This is a genomic window from Pseudomonas sp. RC10-4-2 (genome assembly GCF_050433085.1).
Taxonomy (GTDB): Bacteria; Pseudomonadota; Gammaproteobacteria; order Pseudomonadales; family Pseudomonadaceae; genus Pseudomonas; species Pseudomonas aeruginosa.
Genome location: NZ_JBNPXX010000002.1, coordinates 1,525,009 through 1,545,223, shown reverse-complemented (window position 1 = coordinate 1,545,223; position 20,215 = coordinate 1,525,009). Strand labels below are relative to the sequence as shown.

18 protein-coding genes are annotated in these 20,215 nt (G+C 68.2%); 9 read left to right on the top strand and 9 right to left on the bottom strand.

Features of this window, described 5'->3' with window-relative positions:
* Positions 1-165: 165 nt before the first annotated feature.
* Positions 166-1,257: an extracellular solute-binding protein gene (locus tag FHW81_RS15275; RefSeq protein WP_003082943.1), complete on the bottom strand. Its 1,092-nt coding sequence runs from the start codon at positions 1,255-1,257 to the stop codon at positions 166-168.
* 10 nt (positions 1,258-1,267) lie between these two features.
* On the bottom strand, positions 1,268-2,308 hold the full coding sequence (aphA, locus tag FHW81_RS15270; protein WP_003082940.1) for an acetylpolyamine amidohydrolase AphA: 1,041 nt from the start codon (positions 2,306-2,308) through the stop codon (positions 1,268-1,270).
* Between the two features lie 209 nt (positions 2,309-2,517).
* Here aphA and FHW81_RS15265 point away from each other — a divergent pair, with 209 nt between their 5' ends.
* From FHW81_RS15265 to FHW81_RS15255, 3 genes are all read left to right on the top strand, one after another.
* Positions 2,518-4,941 (top strand): DUF3772 domain-containing protein, encoded by a 2,424-nt coding sequence (locus FHW81_RS15265; RefSeq protein WP_023090709.1) that lies wholly within the window; start codon positions 2,518-2,520, stop codon positions 4,939-4,941.
* A 66-nt stretch (positions 4,942-5,007) separates the two neighbouring features.
* Positions 5,008-5,949 (top strand): class I SAM-dependent methyltransferase, encoded by a 942-nt coding sequence (locus tag FHW81_RS15260; RefSeq protein WP_023088978.1) that lies wholly within the window; start codon positions 5,008-5,010, stop codon positions 5,947-5,949.
* A 35-nt stretch (positions 5,950-5,984) separates the two neighbouring features.
* On the top strand, positions 5,985-6,743 hold the full coding sequence (locus FHW81_RS15255) for a nucleotidyltransferase domain-containing protein (protein ID WP_003122959.1): 759 nt from the start codon (positions 5,985-5,987) through the stop codon (positions 6,741-6,743).
* A 19-nt stretch (positions 6,744-6,762) separates the two neighbouring features.
* Here FHW81_RS15255 and FHW81_RS15250 read toward each other — a convergent pair whose 3' ends face one another.
* A complete protein-coding gene (locus FHW81_RS15250; RefSeq protein ID WP_015648466.1) occupies positions 6,763-8,718 on the bottom strand; it encodes a UvrD-helicase domain-containing protein in 1,956 nt (651 codons plus the stop codon).
* A 170-nt stretch (positions 8,719-8,888) separates the two neighbouring features.
* Between FHW81_RS15250 and FHW81_RS15245 the strand changes: the two genes are divergently transcribed.
* Positions 8,889-9,116, top strand: coding sequence for a hypothetical protein (locus FHW81_RS15245; RefSeq protein ID WP_003082927.1), 228 nt, complete (start codon positions 8,889-8,891; stop codon positions 9,114-9,116).
* A gap of 130 nt (positions 9,117-9,246) precedes the next feature.
* On the opposite strand, the gene FHW81_RS15240 is transcribed toward FHW81_RS15245, so the two are convergent.
* The gene (locus FHW81_RS15240) at positions 9,247-9,879 is read right to left on the bottom strand and encodes a TetR family transcriptional regulator (RefSeq protein ID WP_003082922.1); all 633 of its coding nucleotides are present in this window, start codon (positions 9,877-9,879) and stop codon (positions 9,247-9,249) included.
* Between the two features lie 92 nt (positions 9,880-9,971).
* Here FHW81_RS15240 and FHW81_RS15235 point away from each other — a divergent pair, with 92 nt between their 5' ends.
* Together FHW81_RS15235 and FHW81_RS15230 are read left to right on the top strand one after the other, a co-directional pair.
* Positions 9,972-10,637: an O-methyltransferase gene (locus FHW81_RS15235; protein WP_003082920.1), complete on the top strand. Its 666-nt coding sequence runs from the start codon at positions 9,972-9,974 to the stop codon at positions 10,635-10,637.
* Between the two features lie 77 nt (positions 10,638-10,714).
* Positions 10,715-11,122, top strand: a complete 408-nt coding sequence (locus FHW81_RS15230) for an ester cyclase (RefSeq protein WP_003118664.1) — start codon at positions 10,715-10,717, stop codon at positions 11,120-11,122.
* Between the two features lie 27 nt (positions 11,123-11,149).
* Here the strand turns inward: FHW81_RS15230 and FHW81_RS15225 are convergent, their stop codons facing one another.
* The gene (locus FHW81_RS15225) at positions 11,150-14,440 is read right to left on the bottom strand and encodes an acetyl-CoA carboxylase family protein (RefSeq protein ID WP_033980614.1); all 3,291 of its coding nucleotides are present in this window, start codon (positions 14,438-14,440) and stop codon (positions 11,150-11,152) included.
* A gap of 204 nt (positions 14,441-14,644) precedes the next feature.
* On the opposite strand from FHW81_RS15225, the gene FHW81_RS15220 reads away from it, so the two are divergent.
* A complete protein-coding gene (locus tag FHW81_RS15220; protein ID WP_003082907.1) occupies positions 14,645-15,565 on the top strand; it encodes a LysR family transcriptional regulator in 921 nt (306 codons plus the stop codon).
* Positions 15,566-15,580: 15 nt separating this feature from the next.
* On the opposite strand, the gene FHW81_RS15215 is transcribed toward FHW81_RS15220, so the two are convergent.
* Both FHW81_RS15215 and FHW81_RS15210 read right to left on the bottom strand, forming a co-directional pair.
* Positions 15,581-15,922, bottom strand: coding sequence for a hypothetical protein (locus FHW81_RS15215; protein ID WP_003082903.1), 342 nt, complete (start codon positions 15,920-15,922; stop codon positions 15,581-15,583).
* Positions 15,923-16,002: 80 nt separating this feature from the next.
* Positions 16,003-16,635 (bottom strand): response regulator, encoded by a 633-nt coding sequence (locus FHW81_RS15210; protein WP_003082901.1) that lies wholly within the window; start codon positions 16,633-16,635, stop codon positions 16,003-16,005.
* 145 nt (positions 16,636-16,780) lie between these two features.
* On the opposite strand from FHW81_RS15210, the gene FHW81_RS15205 reads away from it, so the two are divergent.
* Positions 16,781-18,403, top strand: a complete 1,623-nt coding sequence (locus FHW81_RS15205; protein ID WP_014603138.1) for a two-component system sensor histidine kinase — start codon at positions 16,781-16,783, stop codon at positions 18,401-18,403.
* A gap of 26 nt (positions 18,404-18,429) precedes the next feature.
* Here the strand turns inward: FHW81_RS15205 and FHW81_RS15200 are convergent, their stop codons facing one another.
* The gene (locus tag FHW81_RS15200) at positions 18,430-18,846 is read right to left on the bottom strand and encodes a hypothetical protein (protein WP_003082897.1); all 417 of its coding nucleotides are present in this window, start codon (positions 18,844-18,846) and stop codon (positions 18,430-18,432) included.
* Positions 18,847-18,861: 15 nt separating this feature from the next.
* On the bottom strand, positions 18,862-19,116 hold the full coding sequence (locus FHW81_RS15195) for a hypothetical protein (protein ID WP_009314835.1): 255 nt from the start codon (positions 19,114-19,116) through the stop codon (positions 18,862-18,864).
* 505 nt (positions 19,117-19,621) lie between these two features.
* On the opposite strand from FHW81_RS15195, the gene cysC reads away from it, so the two are divergent.
* Positions 19,622-20,212, top strand: coding sequence for an adenylyl-sulfate kinase (gene cysC, locus FHW81_RS15190; RefSeq protein WP_017002019.1), 591 nt, complete (start codon positions 19,622-19,624; stop codon positions 20,210-20,212).
* Positions 20,213-20,215 lie beyond the last annotated feature (3 nt).

The window sequence follows — 20,215 nt, the reverse complement described above, 5'->3', positions numbered from 1 at the left end:
ACCGTCGGGCAGCGCCATTATGGACAAGCCGGCGCGCCCGGTCGAAGCCTGGAAGCGACCTCCAGCGGGCCGTGGGCGGCGGTTCCGGCCTGCTTGCCTGGCCTGGCCTGGCCTGGCCTGGGGGACGCTATCCGTCCTGCGAACCCGCCATCTGGCCGCGGCCGCTCACTTGCCGGTCTTGATCTTGCTCCAGGTCCGCGTGCGCAGCCGCTCCAGCTTCGGCGGCAGCATTTCCACCGAATACAGCCTGGCCTGCACTTCTTCCGGCGGGTAGACGTTCGGGTTGTCGCGCAACTCCGCCGAGATCAGGCCGTCCGCCGCCTTGTTCGGGTTGGCGTAGGCCACGTAGTCGGAGATCGGCGCCACTACCTCCGGGCGCAGCAGGTAGTCGAGGAAGGCGTGCGCCTGCTCGACGTTCTTCGCGTCGCGCGGAATCGCCAGCACGTCGAACCAGGCCGCGGCGCCCTCCTTCGGGATGCGGTACTCGATGCGTATGCCGTTCTTCGCTTCCCTGGCCCGGTTGGCCGCCTGCATCGCTCCGCCGGACCAGGCGATGGCCACGCAGACGTTGCCGTTGGCCAGGTCGCTGACGAACTTCGAGGAACTGAAGTAGGTGATGTACGGGCGCAGCTTCGCCAGGTGCTCCTCGGCTCGGCGGTAGTCTTCCGGCTGGTGGCTGTTGGGCGACAGGCCGAGATAGTGCAGCACCTCGGGGATCACCTCGGTGGGCGAGTCGAGGAAGGCCACGCCGCACTGTTGCAGCTTCGCCAGGTTCTCCGGCTTGAACACCAGGTCCCAGGAGTCCAGCGGCGCATCGTCGCCGAGCACCGCGCGGACCTTGTCGAGGTTGTAGGCGATGCCGTTGGTGCCCCACATGTAGGGCATCACGTAGCGGTTGCCGGGGTCCTTGCCGGCGAGCACCTTGAGCAGGGCCGGGTTGAGGTTCTTCCAGTTCGGCAGCTTGCTCTTGTCCAGCGGCTGGAACACCTCGGCCTTCAGGTAGTTGGGCAGGAAGCTGTCGCTGGGCACCACCAGGTCGTAGCCGGAATGCCCGGACAGCAGCTTGGCCTCGAGCACCTCGTTGCTGTCGTAGACGTCGTACTTCGGCGCGATGCCGGTCTGCGCCTGGAAGTTCTTCAGGGTGTCCGGGGCGATGTAGTCGAACCAGTTGTAGATCCGTACTTCCGGCGCGGCCTGGACCAGCCCGGCGGAAACGGCCAGCGCGAGGCCGGCCAGCAGCTTGCGAGTCGATTGCATGCTTCGCTCCTCAGCGGGCCGCGCCTTCGTAGCCCTGCAGCACGTTGACCGCGTTGATGCCGATGGCTTCCACCGCATAGCCGCCTTCCATGATGAACAGGGTCGGCAGGCCCAGCCGGGCGATGCGCTCGCCCATCCGCAGGTAGTCCGGCGAATCCAGCTTGAACTGGGAGATCGGGTCTTCCTTGTAGGTGTCCACGCCAAGGGAAATCACCAGGGCATCCGGGGCGTAGCCGGCGATCCGCACGCAGGCGTCGTCGAGCGCCGCCGACCAGAGGTCCCAGCCGCTGCCATGGGCCAGCGGATAGTTGTGGTTGCAGCCCTCGCCGGCGCCTTCGCCGCGCTCGTCTGCGTAGCCGAGGAAGTACGGGTATTCGACCCGCGGATCGCCATGGATCGAGGCGAACAGAACATCGTCGCGGCGGTAGAAAATGTCCTGGGTGCCGTTGCCATGGTGATAGTCGACATCAAGGATCGCCACGCGCCGGGCACCCTGGTCGAGGAACGCCTGGGTGGCGATGGCGGCATTGTTGAGGAAGCAGTAACCGCCCATGAAGTCGCCACCGGCGTGATGGCCCGGCGGACGGCAGAGGGCGAAGGCGCTGCGGGCGCCCTGGCGCATATGCTCCTGGGCGGTCAGCGCGACCTGGGCGGAGCTGTAGATGGCCTGCCAGGTGCCGGCGGTGATCGGCGCCTCGGTGTCGAAGCTGTAGTAGCCCAGTTCGCCCATCAGCGCCGTGGGGATCGGCCCGTCGCGGCGCAGGCGGCGGCCGGGGAAGGTGGTGGACACCAGGTCGCCGCTGTGGCCTTCGGCGGTCCAGCGGGCCCAGGCGCCCTGGAGGAAGTCCAGGTAGGCGGCGTCGTGGATGCGCAGCAGCGGCTCGCGGCCGAAATCCTTCGGCGCGATCACCTCGCCAAGGTTCTGCGACTTCACCCGGGCCAGCACGGTGTCGGCCCGGCTGGGCATTTCGAAACAGGGTTGCAGCTTGCCGTCGACCAGTTCCGACTGGCCGAAGTGCAGACGATGATCGTCGCTGTAGACGCTCAGCATGGAGAGACCTCGCAGGTTTCTTGTTCTTGGTGGAGGGATTCTGCCCAGCGCGCGGTCGCGGCAAAACGGCGGCGGCGGCCAAAAAGGGATCGATATGGCCAGAATCTATGTCCCTTTAGCGCCGCCTGGCGATTATCGACGCGGGGAATTACTCGGCGCCCGCGCCGGTCCATACTGCTTGAGCCAGTCAGGATCGAAAGGGGGATTCGATGAGGCGCGCCAGCCTGCATATGTTGCTCTGCCAGTTCGCCATGGCCCTGGGCCTGCTCCTGAGCCTGGGCAGCGAGGCCTGGGCCGCCAGGCCGGCTCCGCAGGCGGCCGTCGACCTGGAAGCGCCGGCCGCCCTGGCCGAGGACGCCAGCCTCGACCAGCTCAACGCGCAACTCGACCTGATCCGCCAGCGCGTCACCGCCGACGCCAGCGACGACCTCCTCGCCGAGTTGCGCCAGAGCGCGCTGCAAGTCCAGCGCCAGGCCGACGCCCTGCTCGCGCTGCGGGTGGCCGACATCGAGCGGCTCGACGATCAGTTGAAAGTGATCGGCCCGCCGCAGCCCGACGAGGCGGAAAGCCTCGCCGCCCAGCGCCAGGCCCTGACCCGGCAGAAGAACGCCCTGCTCGATGACGAACGCCAGGCCACCCAGCTCGGCCAGTCGTCCCGCGACCTGGCGGCACAGATCGTCAACCTGCGCCGCAGCCTGTTCAACTCGCAGATCAGCAGCCGCGCGGCGACACCGTTCAGCCCGAGCTTCTGGTCGACCCTGATCCGTCCCACCGACGACGACCTGCGCCGGCTGGACAAGCTGAAGGCGGAGGCCCTGGTCGCCTTCGACAGCGCCATCGCGCCCGGACACCGCTGGGCCTTCGCCGGAACCCTGCTGGCCACCGTGCTGGTCTGGAGCTTCGGCCGCCGCCTGCTGGAGCGCATGCTTACCTGGGCGATGATCCGCTGGCTGCCGGAAGGCCGCCTGCGGCGCAGCGCCCTGGCCCTGGCGGTCGGGCTGGCGACCATCCTGACCATCGTCGGCGCGGTGTCGCTGATGCGCTGGGGCCTGGAAAGCAACGCCAGCCTGAGCCCCGACATGGCCAGCCTGACCGATCAACTGGTGAGCCTGGCGACCTTCTGCGCCTTCATCGCCGGCCTCGGCCGCGCCCTGCTGATGCTGCCGCGACCATCCTGGCGGCTGCCGGCGATCCCGGACAGGATCGCCAGCGCCCTCGGCCCGTTCCCGGCGATCCTCGCGGTGGCGCTGATGCTGGTGGCCACCGAGGAACGGATCAACAGCGTCACCGGCACCAGCCTGGCCCTGACCGTCGCCCTCAACGGCCTGACCGCGCTGGTCACCGCGCTGATCTTCGCCGCCGCCCTGCTGCGCTACCACCATGTGCGGCGCAAGCACGACCTGGAGCGGCCAGGCGGGATCGCCGGGCTGATCCCCTTCGTCGCCTCGGTATGGATCGCAGCGATCCTCCTCGCCCTGTTCACCGGCTACCTGTCGCTGGCCTACTTCCTCACCGGCAAGCTGCTGTGGATCAGCGTGATCGCGGCCACCACCTACCTGCTGATCGCTTTCTTCGGCGACATCTGCGAAACCCTGCTCTCGCCCAAGCATCCCAGCGGCCTGGCGCTGGCCAATGCGCTCGGCCTGTCGCCGCGCCACCAGGCCCAGGCCAGCACGGTGCTGGCCGGGGTCGGCCGCACCCTGCTGCTGCTCACCGCGCTGCTGCTGGCCTTCCTTCCGGTCGGCTCGAGCCCCAGCGAACTGCTGCAGGGCTTCGCCCAACTGGGCGAAAGCAGCAAGACCCTGGGCAACCTGAACATCGTCCCGCAGGACATCCTGGTCGCCCTGATGCTGTTCGTCGGCGGCCTGTTCGCCCTGCGCATCGTCAAGCGCTGGCTGAGCGAGCGGTTGCTGCCGGAAACCAACATGGACGCCGGCATGCGCGCCTCGCTGGTGACCCTGGTCGGCTACCTCGGCTTCGTGCTCCTGGCGATGCTGGTGATGTCCACCCTGCGCATCAACCTGACCAGCCTGACCTGGGTGGTCAGCGCCCTCTCGGTAGGCATCGGCTTCGGCCTGCAGGCCATCGTGCAGAACTTCATTTCCGGCCTGATCCTGCTGACCGAGCGGCCGGTGAAGGTCGGCGACTGGGTCAGCCTGGGCGGGGTCGAGGGCGATATCCGGCGGATCAACGTGCGCGCCACCGAGATCCAGATGGGCGACCGCTCCACGGTGATCGTGCCGAACTCGCAGTTCATCTCCCAGACCGTGCGCAACGTGACCATGGGCAATGCCCTCGGGGTGGTCGGGGTGAACCTGACCCTGCCGCTGGACACCGACGCGATGAAGGTCCGCGAACTGCTCTTGCAGGCCTTCGCCGAACACCCGGCGATCCTCGACGCACCGGCGCCCTCGGTGACGTTCAAGGATCTCGCCAGCAACGGCCTGGTGCTCAACGCCAGCGGCTTCGTCAACAGCCCGCGTTCGGTGGCCGGCGCGCGCAGCGACCTGCTCTTCACCATCCTCGACCGCTTGCGCAGCGAAGGCATCGCGCTGTCCTCGCCGCAGAGCCTGCTGATGATCCAGGATGGCGGCCCGGCCAGCGCCGCGCCTGCGCCCGCGACGCCCGATTGAAGCGAAGGGGCGGACTGGCCGTCACGCAACGGGTAGAATCCGCCCCTTTTTCAACGCCGAACCGCCATGAATCGCGAAGCCCTCGATACCCTCCTCCAGCACCTGCTCGCCGCGCTGTCCCCGGCGCCGGCGGAGACCCGCCGTCTGTTCCATGGTCGCGGCCGCTGCTGGCCGGGCCTGGAACAATTGACCGCGGACTGGCTGCAGGGCGTCCTGCTGGTGACTCTGTTCAAGGAGCCGCAGCCGGAGGAACTGCAGGCCTTGCGCCGGACCCTGGAGCAACTGACCACGGCGCCGGCCTGGGCTGCGAGCCAGGGCCGGCACCTGGTCCTGCAGCACCGCTACCGCCCAGACAGCGCCTGCGAATGGCTTTCGGGCGAGCCGCTGGAAACCTGGGACATCGTGGAAAACGGACTGCGCTTCCGCCTCGACCTGGGGCGCAACCAGAACACCGGGCTGTTCCTCGACATGCGCCTGGGCCGCCGCTGGGTGCAGGAGCAGGCCGCCGGCCGCCGCGTGCTCAACCTGTTCGCCTACACCTGCGGCTTCTCGGTGGCGGCCATTGCCGGCGGCGCCAGCCAGGTGGTCAACCTGGACATGGCCCGCGGCCCGCTCAACCGCGGCCGCGACAATCACCGCCTGAACGGCCACGACCTCGGCCGGGTGAGCTTCCTCGGCCACGAACTGTTCAAGTCCTGGGGCAAGCTGCGCAAGCTCGGCCCGTACGACCTGGTGATCGTCGATCCGCCGAGCTTCCAGAAAGGCAGCTTCGTCCTGACCCAGGACTACCGCAGGATCCTCCGCCGCCTGCCGGAACTGCTGGTGCCCGGCGGCACCCTGCTGGCCTGTATCAATGACCCGGCCATCGGCCCCGACTTCCTCCTCGAGGAAACCGCCCGCGAGGCGCCGTCGCTGCACTTCGTCGAACGCCTGGAGAATCCGCCGGAGTTCCCCGATGTCGACCCCGCGGCGGGCCTCAAGGCGCTGCTGTTCCGCAACGCAGGCTGATCGACGCGCGGGCGGCGTGTCGCTAGGCTGTCGGCATGGACATGCCCGATGGCTTCATCCCCCTGCCGCCACGCGTCGAACCGCAGGCGGCCTTTCGCCCCCTGCTCGACGACCTGCGCCGGACCCTGGCCCGGCCTCCGTTCGAGCGGGCCGTGCACAGCGTCTACCTGTACGGCAGCGTCGCCCGCGGCGAGGCCATCACGGGGCGCTCCGACCTCGACCTGACCCTGGTCCTGCGCGACCCGCCCAGCCCCGAACTGGCCGCGCAACTGGAAACCGCGCGCCTGGCATTGCAGGCGCGCCACCCGGAAGTCAGCAAGATCGATTTCGATATCGGCCACCTGGACCAGGCCCGCGATCCGGCCAACCGCGATAGCTGGGGCTATTGGCTCAAGCACCGCTGCCGCTGCCTGTGGGGCGAAGACCTGGCCAGCGACCTGCCGCCCTTGCGTCCGGCGAAAGCCATCGCCCTGGCCCTCAACGGCGACTATGCGCAGGTGCTGGAAGACTATGCGCGACGCCTGGAAAGCGCGTCCTCGGAGGAGGAGCGCCGCCGCCTGCAACGAGAAGCGGCGAAGAAGCTGATCCGCTCCAGCGACATCCTTCGCGGGGAGACGGAAAGCGTCTGGCCGGAAACCCTGGAGCATTACCTGGCGCTGTTTCGCGCGCGGCACCCCGGACAGGCGCCGGCCCTGGAATATTTCAAGGCCGTACTGGACGACCAGGTCACCGACCCGGCGGTGTTCATCGAGCGCCTGCGCGCATTCAGCGCCTGGATGCAGCGCCAGGCGTAGCCCGCCGAGACGGTCGTCCTCAGCGTCGGGCCAACAGGGCCGTGGCGCCCTGGGCCTTGCGCGTGTACCAGAGCACCCGGCTGACGCCACGGGTAATCGCCACGTAGGCCAGGCGCAGGCTTTCGTCCTCCATGGCCTGGTCGTAGCTGTTGCGGAAGAAACCCGAAGCCGCGTACAGCGCGTTGCGCAACGGATGCTTCTCGCCCGGCAGGCAGTCGTCGACGACGATCGCCACTTCGGCCTGGAGGCCCTTGGCGCGATGGATGGTCATGCCCTTCACCGGCAGCGCGCGATCCAACTCCGCCTGGATCGCCTGCAACGGCTCGTTGCGCCGGCTCAGCAACAGCACCGCGGTGCGCTCGCTGCTCTCGCGAGCGGCGGCGTGCTCGCACTGGGCGCGGATTTCCGCCAGTAGCTTCGGCAGTTGCGCACGCAGGTCGAAACGCTGCACCAGCTTCACGCCATGGTCGCCCGGCTGGATCGGGCGGAACGCGCGGCAGGTCTTGTCCTGCTTGAAACGCACCCCGGCCAGCACCTTCTCGCCGTCGCGAATGATCGGTTCGACGGAGCGGTAGTTGGTTTCCAGCACCAGCAGCGCGCTCTTGCGTCCCCGCCCACGCGAGGGGAAGTGCCGGTCGAAGTCGATGAACAGCTCCGGCGAACTGCCGCGCCAGCCGTAGATCGACTGCCAGTCGTCGCCGATGGCCATCAGGCTCGGCGCGGTGCCCTGGGTCGCCAGGCGGCGGTGCAACGCCTGTAGCCAGAGGACGATCTGCGGCGAGACATCTTGGAACTCGTCGATCAGCAGATGGGTGAACGGCGCCAGCGCCGTTTCCGCCAGGGCCCCGCCGGCCATCCGCTCGCCGAGCTGCTGGAACGCGGCGTCGAAGGTCATCAGGCCCTCCTCGCGCAACAGCGCCTGGAACCTCGCCCAGAACAGTGCCATGGCTTCGACGAAGATCTTCTCGCGCAACCCGCATTCCAGCTTGCCGCTGTCCAGGCGTTCGACGCGCAGGCCCAGGCTCTCGGCGAACCCGGCCTGGGCATGGAAGGCTTCGTACAGCGGCAGCGCCTGGAACTCGCCGGCCAGCTTGAACGGCTCCAGCGGCGCCTTCGGCTGCCGCCGCGCGCCCTCTTCCGGCTCCGCCGGCGGCGGCAGTTCCAGCAGCTTGTGGATCTTGGCGCGGAACGCCGGGCTTTCCGCGTAGCACTGCTGGTAGGCCTGCTTCAGCAGGCGCTGCTGGGCCGGACGCAGGCGTCCGGCGGCAAGGGGGTTGTCCGGCTCGGCGGCGGGGTCGCGGTCGTCCAGTTGTTCGAACCAGCGCGGATTGCCGAGCACCTCGCGGGCCAGGCTGCCGAGCGCCGAATGGAAAGTGCGCACGCACTGCCGCGCCTGGGCCGCGTCGAACGGGTACTGCCAGTGCGCGAGCAGCCGCAGCAATTGTTCGCGCAACTGCGTACAGGAGGCGTTGGTGAAGGAAATCACTGTCAGCCGCTGCGGCTCGACGCCCAGGTGGCAGAGCATGAACACCACCCGCAGGACCAGGGTGGTCGACTTGCCCGAGCCGGCACCGGCAAAGATCCGCGCCAGCGGCTGGCGGCAGAGGATCATCGCCCACTGTTCCTCGGACGGCGGGCTGACCACACCGAGCGTCACGGCCTGCGCCACCTGCTCGCGCATGGTGCGCTCCTGGGATTCGTCGACCTTCAGTGCGGCAGCCGGATAGATTCCCTGCGGCGCGCCCTGCGAGGCGGCAGCGGGCTTGCGTGGGGTCCCCCGAACGGCGCCCTTCGCAGGCTTGCCGGCGGCCTTGGCCGGAGCCTTCGCGGCGTTCTTCCTGGAGCGGGCCTTGGCCGGCTGCAACAAGGCTTCGCGAGCCTCGCGCTCGGCCTGCAGGTAGGCGGTGGTACGCGGGAAACAACGCGCCAGGGCGCTGGAGAGCATCGACTTGTAGCGCCGTACGGCAGACAGCATCGGGGACCGGTCCAGACAAAGCATGTGGCTGAATCATAAGTGTTTTCCGCCCTCGGCCGACAGTCGGACGCGGACCGCCCATCGCGCCAGGGCAACCCTTGCGCGACCGCGCCGGTCTACCCTTCGGGCCCTGCCGGCCTGCCAACTCAGCGAAAACAAGGAGCCTACCCATGAGCGATTGGGCAATCACCTACAGCAAGGACGAAGCCACCGAGCGCCAAGTCCTGCCGTTCCCCCACAAGCCGAGCCCCGAAGAGGTCGCCGAGCACCTGCTGGAATGGGCCGAGGCCAACCTCAAGCCGGGCCACTACAGCACCGGCAAGCTGGAAAGCGACGAGCCGGCGGAACTGCTGCTGCGCCGCTTCGGCATCGTCGTCACCGGCATCGCCGAAGCCTGATCCCTCCCGCGACCGGCAGGCGCCGGTCGCTTCCGCCGATACAGCCTGCTCCGCCAAGCCTACGAACGGGCCAGCCGCGCACCTGGGGCCGCTGGGCCAAGCGACGGTTTTGCTCCGGCCACACGGCACCTCAGCGCTCGTCAAGGGCGGCGAGATAGGCGCAGAGCATATCGGCCAGGGCCTCAGCGTAACGCTCGATCTCCGCCTCGCTGCGCGGCTGTTCGGAGAACTGCTTGCCGACCGCGCCGAGGGTGGTGGTGAGCAAGTCGCCGGCCAGGCTGCGCTCGGCCTCGGCGACCTCCGGCAAGGCCTCCCGGAGAAACGCCTGGAACACCCGCGCGCCCTCCGCCTTCACCTCCCGCGCCTCGTCGGCGTCGCGATACAGCGGCGCCGCGTCGCTCAGCGCCACGCGTATCGCCGCCTCTTCGCACTCCGAGCGCACGAATGCCAGCACCAGCCGGCGCAAGCGCTCCAGCGGCGGCCGGGTGGTGTCCTCGAGGATCTCGCCGAGCAGACGCGTGGTGCGCCGCCACTCGTCGCTTTGCAGGCGGAAGAGGATCGCCGCCTTGTTCGGAAAATACTGGTACAGCGAACCGATGCTCACCCCGGCGCGCTCCGCCACCCGCGCGGTGGTGAAACGTTGCGCGCCTTCGCTGGCCAGAACCTGAACAGCCGCCTCCAGGATGCTCGCCACCAACTCACTGGAACGGGCCTGCTGCGGCTGCTTGCGCGAGGAAATACGCGGGTTTCGCTTGTCGCTCATGGAAGGCTCCGGAATGCGAATGGCGGAATGCGATGAATCCGTCGCATTCTAGGTCCACGCACTTACGCGCTCAAACATTCCCGGAGCCATCCATGAATACCCTCACCAACGCCCCGCTCGCCGATCTCCTGCAACGCCTGTTCGCCGAAGCCGAAGCCAGCGCACCGGGCGACAGTCCCGCCCTCGCCGACCTCTCGGAGGCCGAACTGAAGCGCCTCATGGGCAGCAAGACCGAATACCGCGAGTTCTACGGTCGCCTGAAGGACCTGGCGCTGCCCGTCTCCCGCGAAACCGGCTGCCTGCTCTACATGCTGGCGCGCAGCAGCTCGGCGCGCAGCATCGTCGAGTTCGGCACGTCCTTCGGCCTGTCCACCCTGCACCTCGCCGCAGCGCTGCGGGACAACGGCGGTGGCCGCCTGATCGGCAGCGAGTTCGAACCCTCCAAGGCCGAGCGGGCACGGCGCAACCTGGCCGCCGGGGGGCTGCTCGACCTGGTGGAACTGCGCGAGGGCGACGCCCTGCAAACCCTCGCCAAGGACCTGCCGGACAGCATCGACCTGGTCCTGCTGGACGGCGCCAAGGCGCTCTACCCGGAGGTCCTCGCCCTGCTGGAAAGCCGCCTGCGCCCCGGCGCGCTGGTGATCGCCGACAACGCCGAGCATAGTCCCGAGTACCTGGCCCATGTCCGCTCGCCGGCCAACGGCTACCTGTCGACGCCCTTCGCCGAGGATGTCGAGCTGTCCATGCGCCTGGGCTGAAGCCTAGCGACTGACGGCGTCTCGCGGGTTTGCTAGGGTCTGACTCACGCCGCCCGGACAGCTCGAAGGAGACCCGCATGACCCGTGACCGACTCGCCGAGCGCTACCGCGCCTACATCGACTGCCTGAACCGTCAGGACTGGGCGCGCCTGGGCGACTTCGTCCATGACCGGGTGCGCTACAACGACGTGCAGATCGGACTCGACGGCTACCTGCGGATGCTCGAAGGCGACTTCCTGGCAATCCCCGACCTGCGCTTCGAGATCGAACGCCTGCTCGTCGATCCGCCGGGCGTCGCCTGCCGCCTGCACTTCGACTGCACACCCAGCGGCCGGCTGTTCGGCATCCCGGTCAACGGCCAGCGGGTACGCTTCGCCGAGAACGTCTTCTACGAATTCGAAGACGAGCGCATCGCCGGCGTCTGGTCGGTGATCGACAAGGCGGCGGTCGCCGCGCAGGTTCAGGCGACGCCGCCGTCGTCCTGAGGCGCCAGGGCACTGCGGGCCGACCATCTACCAGGTATCCACGAACGGCCGCTTGCGCCCCGCCCTCGGCGCCGGTTCTCCGGCGACGGCCAGGCCGCGCAGGAGCCAGGCGCGGGTCTCCGCCGGGTCGATCACCGCGTCGATCTCCAGGTAGCTGGCCATGTTCAGCGCCTTGCCGTTGCGGTAGGCCTTGTCCACCATGCCGCGGAACAGCGCCTCGCGCCGCTGGGGATCTTCCTCGGCCGCCAGCTCCTTGGCGAAGCCCAGCCGCACCGCGCCTTCCAGGCCCATGGCGCCGAACTCGCCGCTGGGCCAGGCGACGGTGAACAGCGGCGAATGGAAGCTGCCCGCCGCCATGGCCTGGGCTCCCAGTCCGTAGCCCTTGCGCAGGACCACGGTGAAGAACGGCACCGTCAGGCTGGCGGCGCTGACGAACATCCGCGAGACGTGGCGCACCGTGGCCTGTTTTTCCGCCTCCGGGCCGACCATGAAGCCAGGGGTGTCGCAGAGCGAGACGATCGGGATGTCGAAGGCGTCGCACAACTGCATGAAGCGCGCGGCCTTGTCGCCAGCCGCGGCCTCGATGGCGCCGCCGAGATGGCCAGGGTTGTTGGCGATCAGGCCGAACGCCCGGCCCTCGATGCGCAGCAGCGCGGTGACCAGGCCGGGAGCGAACTGGCGCCGCAGTTCCAGCACGCTGCCCCGGTCGGCCAGGACCTCGATCGCCTGGCGGATGTCGTAGGCACGCAGGCGGTTCTCCGGCACCAGGTGGCGCAACTCGCGCTGGTCGGCGCAACTCCAGTCGGGCAGCGGGCCCTGGAAATAGCCGAGATAGCGCCTGGCCACCGCGACCGCTTCGGCCTCGTCCTCCACCAGTACGTCGATCACTCCGTTGGGCCCCTGCACGCCCGTCGGACCGACCTCCTCGGCGGCGAAACGGCCCAGGCCGCCGCCCTCGATCATCGCCGGGCCGGCCATGCCGATGGTGGCGTCGCGGGTGGCGATGATCACATCGCAGCAGCCCAGCAACGCGGCATTGCCGGCGAAGCAGCGACCGGAGACCACTCCCACCAGCGGCACCAGCCCGGAGAGCCGGGCCATGCCGACGAAGGTATGGCAATCGAGGCCGGCGACGCCGACGAAATCGGTATCGCCCGGGCGCCCGCCGCCGCCCTCGGCGAACAGCACCAGCGGCAAGCGCCACTGTTCGGCCAGGCCGAGCAGGCGGTCGGTCTTCTTGTGGTTCATCACCCCCTGGGTGCCGGCGAACACCGTGTAGTCGTAGGCCAGTACCAGGCAACGCGCGGCCTGCACGCCGAAGCTGGCGGCCCCCACCGTACCGGTGCCGGCGACCAGGCCATCGGCGGGGCTCAGCTCCAGCAACTCCTCGGCGGAGCGCCGGCGACGCTGGGCGGCCAGGGCGAAACCGCCATATTCGCTGAAGCTGCCCTCGTCCAGCAGGTCGAGCACGTTCTCCCGCGCGGTACGCTGTCCGGTCTTGCGCCGCCTGGCCAGCGCCTGCGGACGACGCTCGTCGCCCAGCGCTGCCTGGCGCTCGAGTACCTCGGCGAGATCGGCGCGGATATGCGCCAGGTCCAGCGCCTGTTCGGTCGGTGCCTGCTCGTCGTCATCCTCCGTCGGTTCGAGGAACAGCAGCGTCGCGCCCTCCTCCAGAGGCTCCCCGAGGCTCGCCGCGAGTCGCCGGACGATACCGCCGCCGGGTGCCTTGACCTCGAATTCCATCTTCATCGCTTCCAGGATCGCGACCCGCTGGCCGGCACGCACCCGTTCGCCCTCGGCCACTTCCAGGGCCACCAGCACCCCGCTGCTCGGCGCAGACAGCGGCAGGCTGCCGAGTGGCGCCTCGACCCGCGCAGGCGCGGCGTCCTCGGCGAGCGGGCACTCGGCGCGGAGCCGCGGATGGCTCGCCGGGATAGGCGCCAGCAGTGTCTCCAGGTGGCTTTCGACGAAGCGGGTGTCGACCCGGTTGGCCTGTACCGCCGGATGCAGCAGAAGGTTGCGCAGCAGATCCAGGTTGCTCGCCACGCCCTCCAGGCGGAATTCGCAGAGCGCCCGGTAGGCCCGACGCAACGCGGCGGGATAATCCGCACCACGCACGACCAGCTTGGCCAGCAGCGAATCGTAGCTGGGGCTGACCCGATAGCCGGCATAGCCGTAGCCGTCCACCCGCAGGCCGGGACCGCTGGGCGGTTCGTAGGCGCCGATAGTGCCCACCGCCGGACGGGCGCTGCCGTCGGCCGCCAGGGTCTCCAGGTTGATCCGCAGTTGCACCGCGCAGCCGCCGATCGCCGGCGGTCGCTCCAGGCCGAGGGCGGCAAGCTCCATGCCGGCGGCGAGACGCAACTGGGCGTGCAGCAGGTCGACCCCGGTGACTTCCTCGGTGACGGTGTGCTCCACCTGGATGCGCGGATTGGCTTCCATGAAATAGAAGCGCCCGGGGCGCTCGTCGTCGACCAGGAACTCGAAGGTACCGATCCCCCGATAGCGCACCGCGCCGGCCATGCGCAGGGCGCAATCGATCAGCGCCTCGCGAGTGGCCTCCGGCAGGTCCGGGCTGGGGGCGATCTCCAGCAGCTTCTGCTGGCGCCGTTGCAGGCTGCAATCGCGCTCCCAGAGGTGGCTGACCGCACCGCTGCCGTCGCCGAGCACCTGCACCTCGATGTGCCGCGCCCGCGCTACCCGTTGCTCGACGTATAACTCGTCCCGGCCGAACGCCGCCTGCGCCTCGGCACGGCAGCGGCGGTAGGCATCGGCCAGTTGCGCAACCTCCTCCACCGCGCGCATGCCACGTCCGCCGCCGCCGGCAAGGGCCTTGAGCATCACCGCGGCGCCATCGCCCAGCCCTTCCAGGAACGCCTCGGCCTCTTCGACGCTGACCGCACGGTTGATCCCGGCCACCAGCGGCACCTCCAGGCGCTCGGCCAGGGCGCGCGCGGCAGCCTTGTCGCCGAACAGGTCGAGCACTTCCGCTTGCGGCCCGACGAAGTGGATGCCCGCGCGCTGGCAGCGACGGGCGAATTCGCCGTTCTCGGCGAGGAAACCGTAGCCCGGATGGATCGCCTCGCAGCCCTGCTCCAGGGCCAGCGCGACCAGCCGATCCATGTCGAGATAGGCCGCCACGCCACGGCCGGCCAGCGGCAGCGCGACATCGGCCTTGCGCACGTGCAGGGACGCGGCATCGTCTTCCGCGAACACCGCCACCGAGCGGATACCCAGGTCGGCGCAGGCGCGGGCGATGCGAATGGCGATCTCGCCGCGGTTGGCGATCAGCAAGGCGTTGAAGGGGGGAGCGGTCACGGCAGGTTCTCCGGGGAGCGGGTCAGGCGGCCGGCGAAAGGAGCTGGCCCGGCGGCGCGTTGGTCATCGTCGCAGGCATCTTAGGCAGCCGAAGGAAGCGGCAGAACTGAGGCTTATTCATCGACATCCATGAAGCCTATACATGGTTCTATCGGCGAGCATGCCTGCTAGGCTGGCGCCTTCCCCAGACAGGCGCGCGCAAACATGAATCAGCCACATGAATGGTCGCCCCTCAGCCGTTTCGATCTGAACCTGTTCCGGGTCTTCGAAGTGGTCTATCGAGAACGCAACCTGACCCGCGCGGCGGGCCTCCTGCATCTCAGCCAGTCGGCCGTCAGCCACGCCCTGGCGCGCCTGCGCGACCAGCTCGGCGACCCGCTGTTCGTCCGCCAGGGGCGCGGGGTTGCGCCGACGCCGCTGGCCGAGCGACTGGCGCCGGGCATCCATGACGCCCTCGCCGGCCTGCACCGCAGCATGAATCGCTGCCAGACGTTCGACCCTCGGCGCGACGCGCGGACCTTCCAACTGAACATGCCGGAGCAACTGGAGCCGCTGGTGCTCCCGGCGATCCTCGCCCACCTGCGCCAGGCCGCGCCACGCATCGAGATACGCTGCAACAGCCTGCACTGGGCGGACCTGAAGGCGGAACTGGGCGCCGGACGCATCGACCTCGCCATCGAGATCGCCCGGCCCACCGACGCCGCCCTGCGCCGCCAGCACCTGCTCGACGACAGCCTGTGCGTGATGGCCGGGCCGGGCTTCGCCGGCGACCTGAGTGCGGAGGAGTACCTGGCGGCGGACCATGTCGCGGTGACCTCGCGGCGACGCGGCATTTGCATCGAAGACCTGGCCCTCGGCCACCTCGGCCTGACCCGCCAGGTGCGCCAGCGCTGCCAGCACTACCTGTCGGCGGCGTTGCTGGTGGCCCAGGGCGGCTACCTGCTGACCCTGACCCGAGGCTACGCCGAACTGATCAACCGCGGCCTGGGCAACCGCCTGCTGCCGATGCCGCTGGCCCTGCCAGCGGTGACTCTGAATCTCTACTGGTCGCGCCAGGCCGACGACGAAGCCGGCAGCCTCTGGCTGCGCGGCGAACTGGCGGAGCTGGCGACGCGCCTGCGCTGAGCGCGGGCGCTGCGACTAGGGCTTCGCCGCCTTGGCGCGGGCCTTCTGCAGCCACTGCCCGGCCTTCGCCGAACACTCCGTGACATAGGTCGTATCGATCGCGCAGCGCTCCCCGGTGGCCTTGAGCAGGTAAGCGGCATCGGCTACCTCGTAGTCGGTGTGCCGGCGCGGCGTACCGTTCGCCTGGGATTCGCGTTCGTCCTCGCGGATGTCGCAGTACAGCGCATTGCTGCGGGCGAACAGTTCGAGGCACTCGGCATCCTTGCCCAGCAATGGGTTGGCGCTGTCCTCGGCGGACTTGGAGCAGCCGCCGAGCAGCAGGCAGGCGCAGGCGATCGTGGCAAGCGGGCTACGCATGTGTCCGTTTCCTTGGCCATGGAGAGTGCGCCATTAAAACAGCCCCGGCGCCTCGGCGCACCCGCGGCGTGCCCATGGTGCTACTCCGCATCCCCCTGCCCCAGCAGCGCCCGATACTTCACCGCCGCCGCGGTCCGCGACGGCACGTCCAGCGCCCGCAGCAGCGACGACACATGGATGCGCACCGTGTAGTGGGAGATGTCCAGGGCGCGGCCGATCTCCTTGTTGCTCTTGCCCTGGGCCAGCAGGCGCAGGACATCCAGTTGGCGCTCGGTGAGCCCCTCCAGGCGCGGGCTGGGCTGCAGCGGCAGGAGGCCGGAGGGTTCGTAGCGCACCAGCACTTCCCCGGCGCGGATGGCCAGAATCGCCTGGCCGAGTTCCTCGGGCGCGATGCTCTTGCCGAGGAAGCCGTCGGCCCCTGCATTCATCACTTCGCCGATGAGCTGCGGGTCGTCGACCATCGAGACGACGATCAGGGTGGTGCGCGGGAACTGGCGGCGCAGGTCGGCGAGCATCTCGATGCGGGTCAGGCCGGGGAAACGCAGGTCGAGGATCAGCGAATCGGGCTGCTCGCCTTCGCCAGCCAGGCGCAGGACCCCGGCGAGGTCGCCGGCCTCCTCGATCCTGGCCTCGGGCAGCAGGCGCTGGAGGATACTCAGCATGCCCTCGCGAAACAGCGGATGATCATCGGCGACGATGATGCGGCCAGTCATTCTTGTAGTCTCCAGGAGTCGCAGTTTCCGCCGCGCATGCTACCTTAGCCCGCTACCGCCGCGCCCACCCTTCGTCCGTCTTCGTGACGAAGGGGGCGAAACAGAGGAAAAGGCGCGCGGCGCTCCCATGCACACGGAGGTGCACATGAAGTTCGAGAAGAATACCGAGCTGGACCAGGCCAACCTGCGACTGATCGTGGCCACCTGCGCGATCCTCTACGTGGTGCTGATCGGCCTGCTGCCCGGCCTGAAGGTCGAGACCTACCTGCCGATCGTTGCCTACTACGGCCTGTTCCTGATCGCCTCCATACTGCTGCGCCAGGCCATCGTGCGCTGGCCGGGGCACTACCCGGCGCGGCGGATCTTCTGCATGCTGCACGACTACGCCGGCACCTCGTTCGGCCTGATCGTGGGCGGCGAGGCAGCGCTGCCGCTGTACGCGGTGATGGTCTGGATCAACCTGGGCAACGGCATGCGCTACGGCTCGCGCTACCTGGCCATCGCCACCGCCCTGGCGCTGCTCGCGCTACTGGTCATCTATCGACTGACCCCGGCCTGGCAGGCTCAGCCGTTCATGGTGCTGATGCTGATGACCACCAGTACCGTCATTCCCTTCTACGCGCACCTCCTGCTGGAGCGCACGCGCAAGGCCACCGAGGAAGCGTTGCAGGCGAACCAGGAGAAATCGCGCCTGCTGGCCCAGGCCAGCCACGACCTGCGCCAGCCGATCCACTCCATCGGCCTGTTCACCGCCTGCCTGCGCGACGCCCGCCTGGGCGACGAGGAACGGCGCCTGGTGGACAACATCGACCGCTCGCTGCTCAACGTCTCGCAACTGTTCCGCTCCATCCTCGATCTCTACACCCTCGACAACGGCCGGCTCCAGCCCAAGCAGGAGAACGTCCACCTGGGCGAGTTGCTGCGCGACCTGGTCCGGCGCAACGCCGAGGCGGCGCGCTGGGCCGGGGTGGAACTGCGCCTGCGCCCTTGCCGCCTGTGGACGCGAACCGATCCGGGGCTGCTGTCGACCATGCTGCAGAACCTGCTCTCCAACAGCCTCAAGTACGCCGCCGAGCGCCCGCTGCTGATCGGCGTGCGGCGGCGAGGCGACGGCCTGGCCGTAGCCATCTACGACCAAGGCCGGGGGATCGCGGAGGAACACCTGCCGCGGGTGTTCGAGGAGTTCTACCGGGTACGCGAGACGCGCGACCGCGACGTCGAGGGAATCGGCCTGGGGCTGTCCATCGTCCGCCGCCTGGGGCAGTTGACCGGGATCGAGGTGACGCTGCGCTCGCGGGTCGGACGCGGCACCGCGGTGACCCTGCACGGCCTGCCGGCGGTCGCCGCGCAAGCCCTGCCCCGCCGCGACGATCCCCTGCAGGCCGGCCTGCTCACCGGCTTGCGGGTGTGCCTGGTGGAAGATGATCGCAACGTCCTGCGCGCCACCTCGGCGTTGCTCGAACGCTGGGGCTGTACGGTCCAGGCGGAAACCGAGGCGGACGGCTGGCGAACCGATTGCGACATCCTGGTCGTCGACTACGACCTCGGCCCCCACGCCTCCGGCGTCGAGTGCATCGAGCGGGTACGGCGGCAACGCGGAGAGGCGATACCGGCGCTGGTGATCAGCGGCCACGACATCGAGCGTATCCAGGCCAGCGTCGAAGACACCGACATCGCCCTGCTCTCCAAGCCCGTGCGCCCCACGGAATTGCGCGCCACCCTGCGCGCCCTGCGCGAGCGCCCGGTGGCCGCCAGCCACGCTTCCTGAGACAAGGCAGGTCGAGGAGCTCAGGCCTACGGCGGGCCGTACTTGATGCCAGCGCAGCCGTGGGACAGCAGCAACTCGCCGTCGTCGGCCTCGAACTGGGTGATCCGCTTGCTCTTGTCGACGGTGACGGAAATGATGCAGCGATTGGGGTGGTTGACGGTATCCCAGTAGTTGGTGTTCACCATCACGTTGCCCTGCATCTCCGAGCTGGAGCCCACCACTTCATAGCGGGAATAGCTGGTGTCGGTGTACCACTGCATCACCACCTGCGAGCCGTCAGCGGTGCGCTCCATGTTCTGCGGCGTACCGAAGAAGGCTATCGCTTCCTCGGCGGAACGGCCCTTCCACTGGCTGCGGGCGTAGACCTCGGGCAGCGTGTCCATCTGGATACAGCCGCCCAGGGAAAGCGACGCCAGTAACGGCGCGATGAATATCCGGCGCATGGGTTGACTCCGTGTCTAGGGGTTCTTCGGCGGGTTGCCAGGCAGCAGGTCGAAGGCTCGCAGGCCCGGCGCGGCGTCCTGCCCGGACGCTTGCGCGCGGTTCGCCTGCTCGGCCACGGCCATTCCGCTCTGTGCGCCGACGGGTTTCCTCGACGCCGCAAGCGAACGCCCACCGGCAGAGAACGACTCGCGCGCCGGCTCGTCGCCGCTGCCGAAGCACCACCAATCGCTGGCCTCCGGGCCGGTGGCGAGTACGGATTGCCGAGTCATGGTTCCTTCCAAGTCGCGTGCGTCCTGCACAACCGGTTTCCGCGAAACGCGGGGATCAAGGGCGGGACTATAGCGTCGCGGCGAAGAAGCTCGAATAGCACAGAGGTACTATTTTCTCGGCTCGTCCGATCGGGAAGTCACCTGCGGTGAGTTCCGGTCGAAGCTGCGCCATTCCATCGACCAACTCTGCGCCCCGGAAAACGCTGGATGCGTTCCCCTGCTTTCTCGGTCTCCAACAGCACCCTCGCGACCGAACACTGCACGGCCATGGCTGGAAGACAAGTGAAACCAGCCACTTGCTTAAATACCTAAGGGAAAGAACATCCTACTGAAAATAAAGAAATTTCTTATACGCACTTATTTGGCGCAACGTTAACTTAACTAACTGCACAAACACGCCCTGACCGCGCATTAGAAGAAGTACCGGCCCCCAACGGAATCCAAGTCCAACTTCGGGAGGCCCCCCTTCCCATGCAGTTAACCAATCCTCCAGGCAGAAACAGCGATGAACCCTCGTGAACATGGAAAACGATCGATCGATAACGAGACACGCAGTGCGCTCAAGCACCAACGCCCAGCGGTCGTCTGGCTGACCGGGTTGAGTGGTGCTGGAAAATCCACTATTGCGAATGCCCTGGAACTAGCGCTTTTCGAACAGAAGAAACATACGTTTCTCCTGGACGGCGACGATCTGCGCCTTGGCCTGTGCCGAAACCTTGGCTACAGCGACGAAGATCGCACCGAGAACATTCGAAGAATCGCGGAAGTGGCAAAAATCCTGCTGAAAGCCGGCCTTATCGTGATCGTGGCAACCATCTCGCCATTTTCGCGAGACAGGAACCTCTCTCGGGAACTTATCGGCATCGAGCATTTCATTGAGGTCTTTGTCGATACGCCGCTCTCGGAATGCGAGAGAAGAGATCCCAAAGGCCTGTACAGGAAAGCACGCTCGGGCAAGATCGAAAACTTCACCGGGATCGACTCGATCTACGAAACGCCCGCACAGCCGAACATAACGATCGATACACTTTCAGAAGACCCCGACCTGGCGGTGAAGCGAATCATTTCCTACCTGGAGACGAACCAGCCAGCCTGACAA

What these genes read in the sequence shown, in the direction of transcription:
- FHW81_RS15275 (WP_003082943.1), bottom strand. Translation starts at nt 1,257, where the DNA reads ATGCAATCGACTCGCAAGCTGCTGGCCGGCCTCGCGCTGGCCGTTTCC.
- aphA (WP_003082940.1), bottom strand. Translation starts at nt 2,308, where the DNA reads ATGCTGAGCGTCTACAGCGACGATCATCGTCTGCACTTCGGCCAGTCG.
- FHW81_RS15265 (WP_023090709.1), top strand. Translation starts at nt 2,518, where the DNA reads ATGAGGCGCGCCAGCCTGCATATGTTGCTCTGCCAGTTCGCCATGGCC.
- FHW81_RS15260 (WP_023088978.1), top strand. Translation starts at nt 5,008, where the DNA reads ATGAATCGCGAAGCCCTCGATACCCTCCTCCAGCACCTGCTCGCCGCG.
- FHW81_RS15255 (WP_003122959.1), top strand. Translation starts at nt 5,985, where the DNA reads ATGGACATGCCCGATGGCTTCATCCCCCTGCCGCCACGCGTCGAACCG.
- FHW81_RS15250 (WP_015648466.1), bottom strand. Translation starts at nt 8,718, where the DNA reads ATGCTGTCTGCCGTACGGCGCTACAAGTCGATGCTCTCCAGCGCCCTG.
- FHW81_RS15245 (WP_003082927.1), top strand. Translation starts at nt 8,889, where the DNA reads ATGAGCGATTGGGCAATCACCTACAGCAAGGACGAAGCCACCGAGCGC.
- FHW81_RS15240 (WP_003082922.1), bottom strand. Translation starts at nt 9,879, where the DNA reads ATGAGCGACAAGCGAAACCCGCGTATTTCCTCGCGCAAGCAGCCGCAG.
- FHW81_RS15235 (WP_003082920.1), top strand. Translation starts at nt 9,972, where the DNA reads ATGAATACCCTCACCAACGCCCCGCTCGCCGATCTCCTGCAACGCCTG.
- FHW81_RS15230 (WP_003118664.1), top strand. Translation starts at nt 10,715, where the DNA reads ATGACCCGTGACCGACTCGCCGAGCGCTACCGCGCCTACATCGACTGC.
- FHW81_RS15220 (WP_003082907.1), top strand. Translation starts at nt 14,645, where the DNA reads ATGAATCAGCCACATGAATGGTCGCCCCTCAGCCGTTTCGATCTGAAC.
- FHW81_RS15215 (WP_003082903.1), bottom strand. Translation starts at nt 15,922, where the DNA reads ATGCGTAGCCCGCTTGCCACGATCGCCTGCGCCTGCCTGCTGCTCGGC.
- FHW81_RS15210 (WP_003082901.1), bottom strand. Translation starts at nt 16,635, where the DNA reads ATGACTGGCCGCATCATCGTCGCCGATGATCATCCGCTGTTTCGCGAG.
- FHW81_RS15205 (WP_014603138.1), top strand. Translation starts at nt 16,781, where the DNA reads ATGAAGTTCGAGAAGAATACCGAGCTGGACCAGGCCAACCTGCGACTG.
- FHW81_RS15200 (WP_003082897.1), bottom strand. Translation starts at nt 18,846, where the DNA reads ATGCGCCGGATATTCATCGCGCCGTTACTGGCGTCGCTTTCCCTGGGC.
- FHW81_RS15195 (WP_009314835.1), bottom strand. Translation starts at nt 19,116, where the DNA reads ATGACTCGGCAATCCGTACTCGCCACCGGCCCGGAGGCCAGCGATTGG.
- cysC (WP_017002019.1), top strand. Translation starts at nt 19,622, where the DNA reads ATGAACCCTCGTGAACATGGAAAACGATCGATCGATAACGAGACACGC.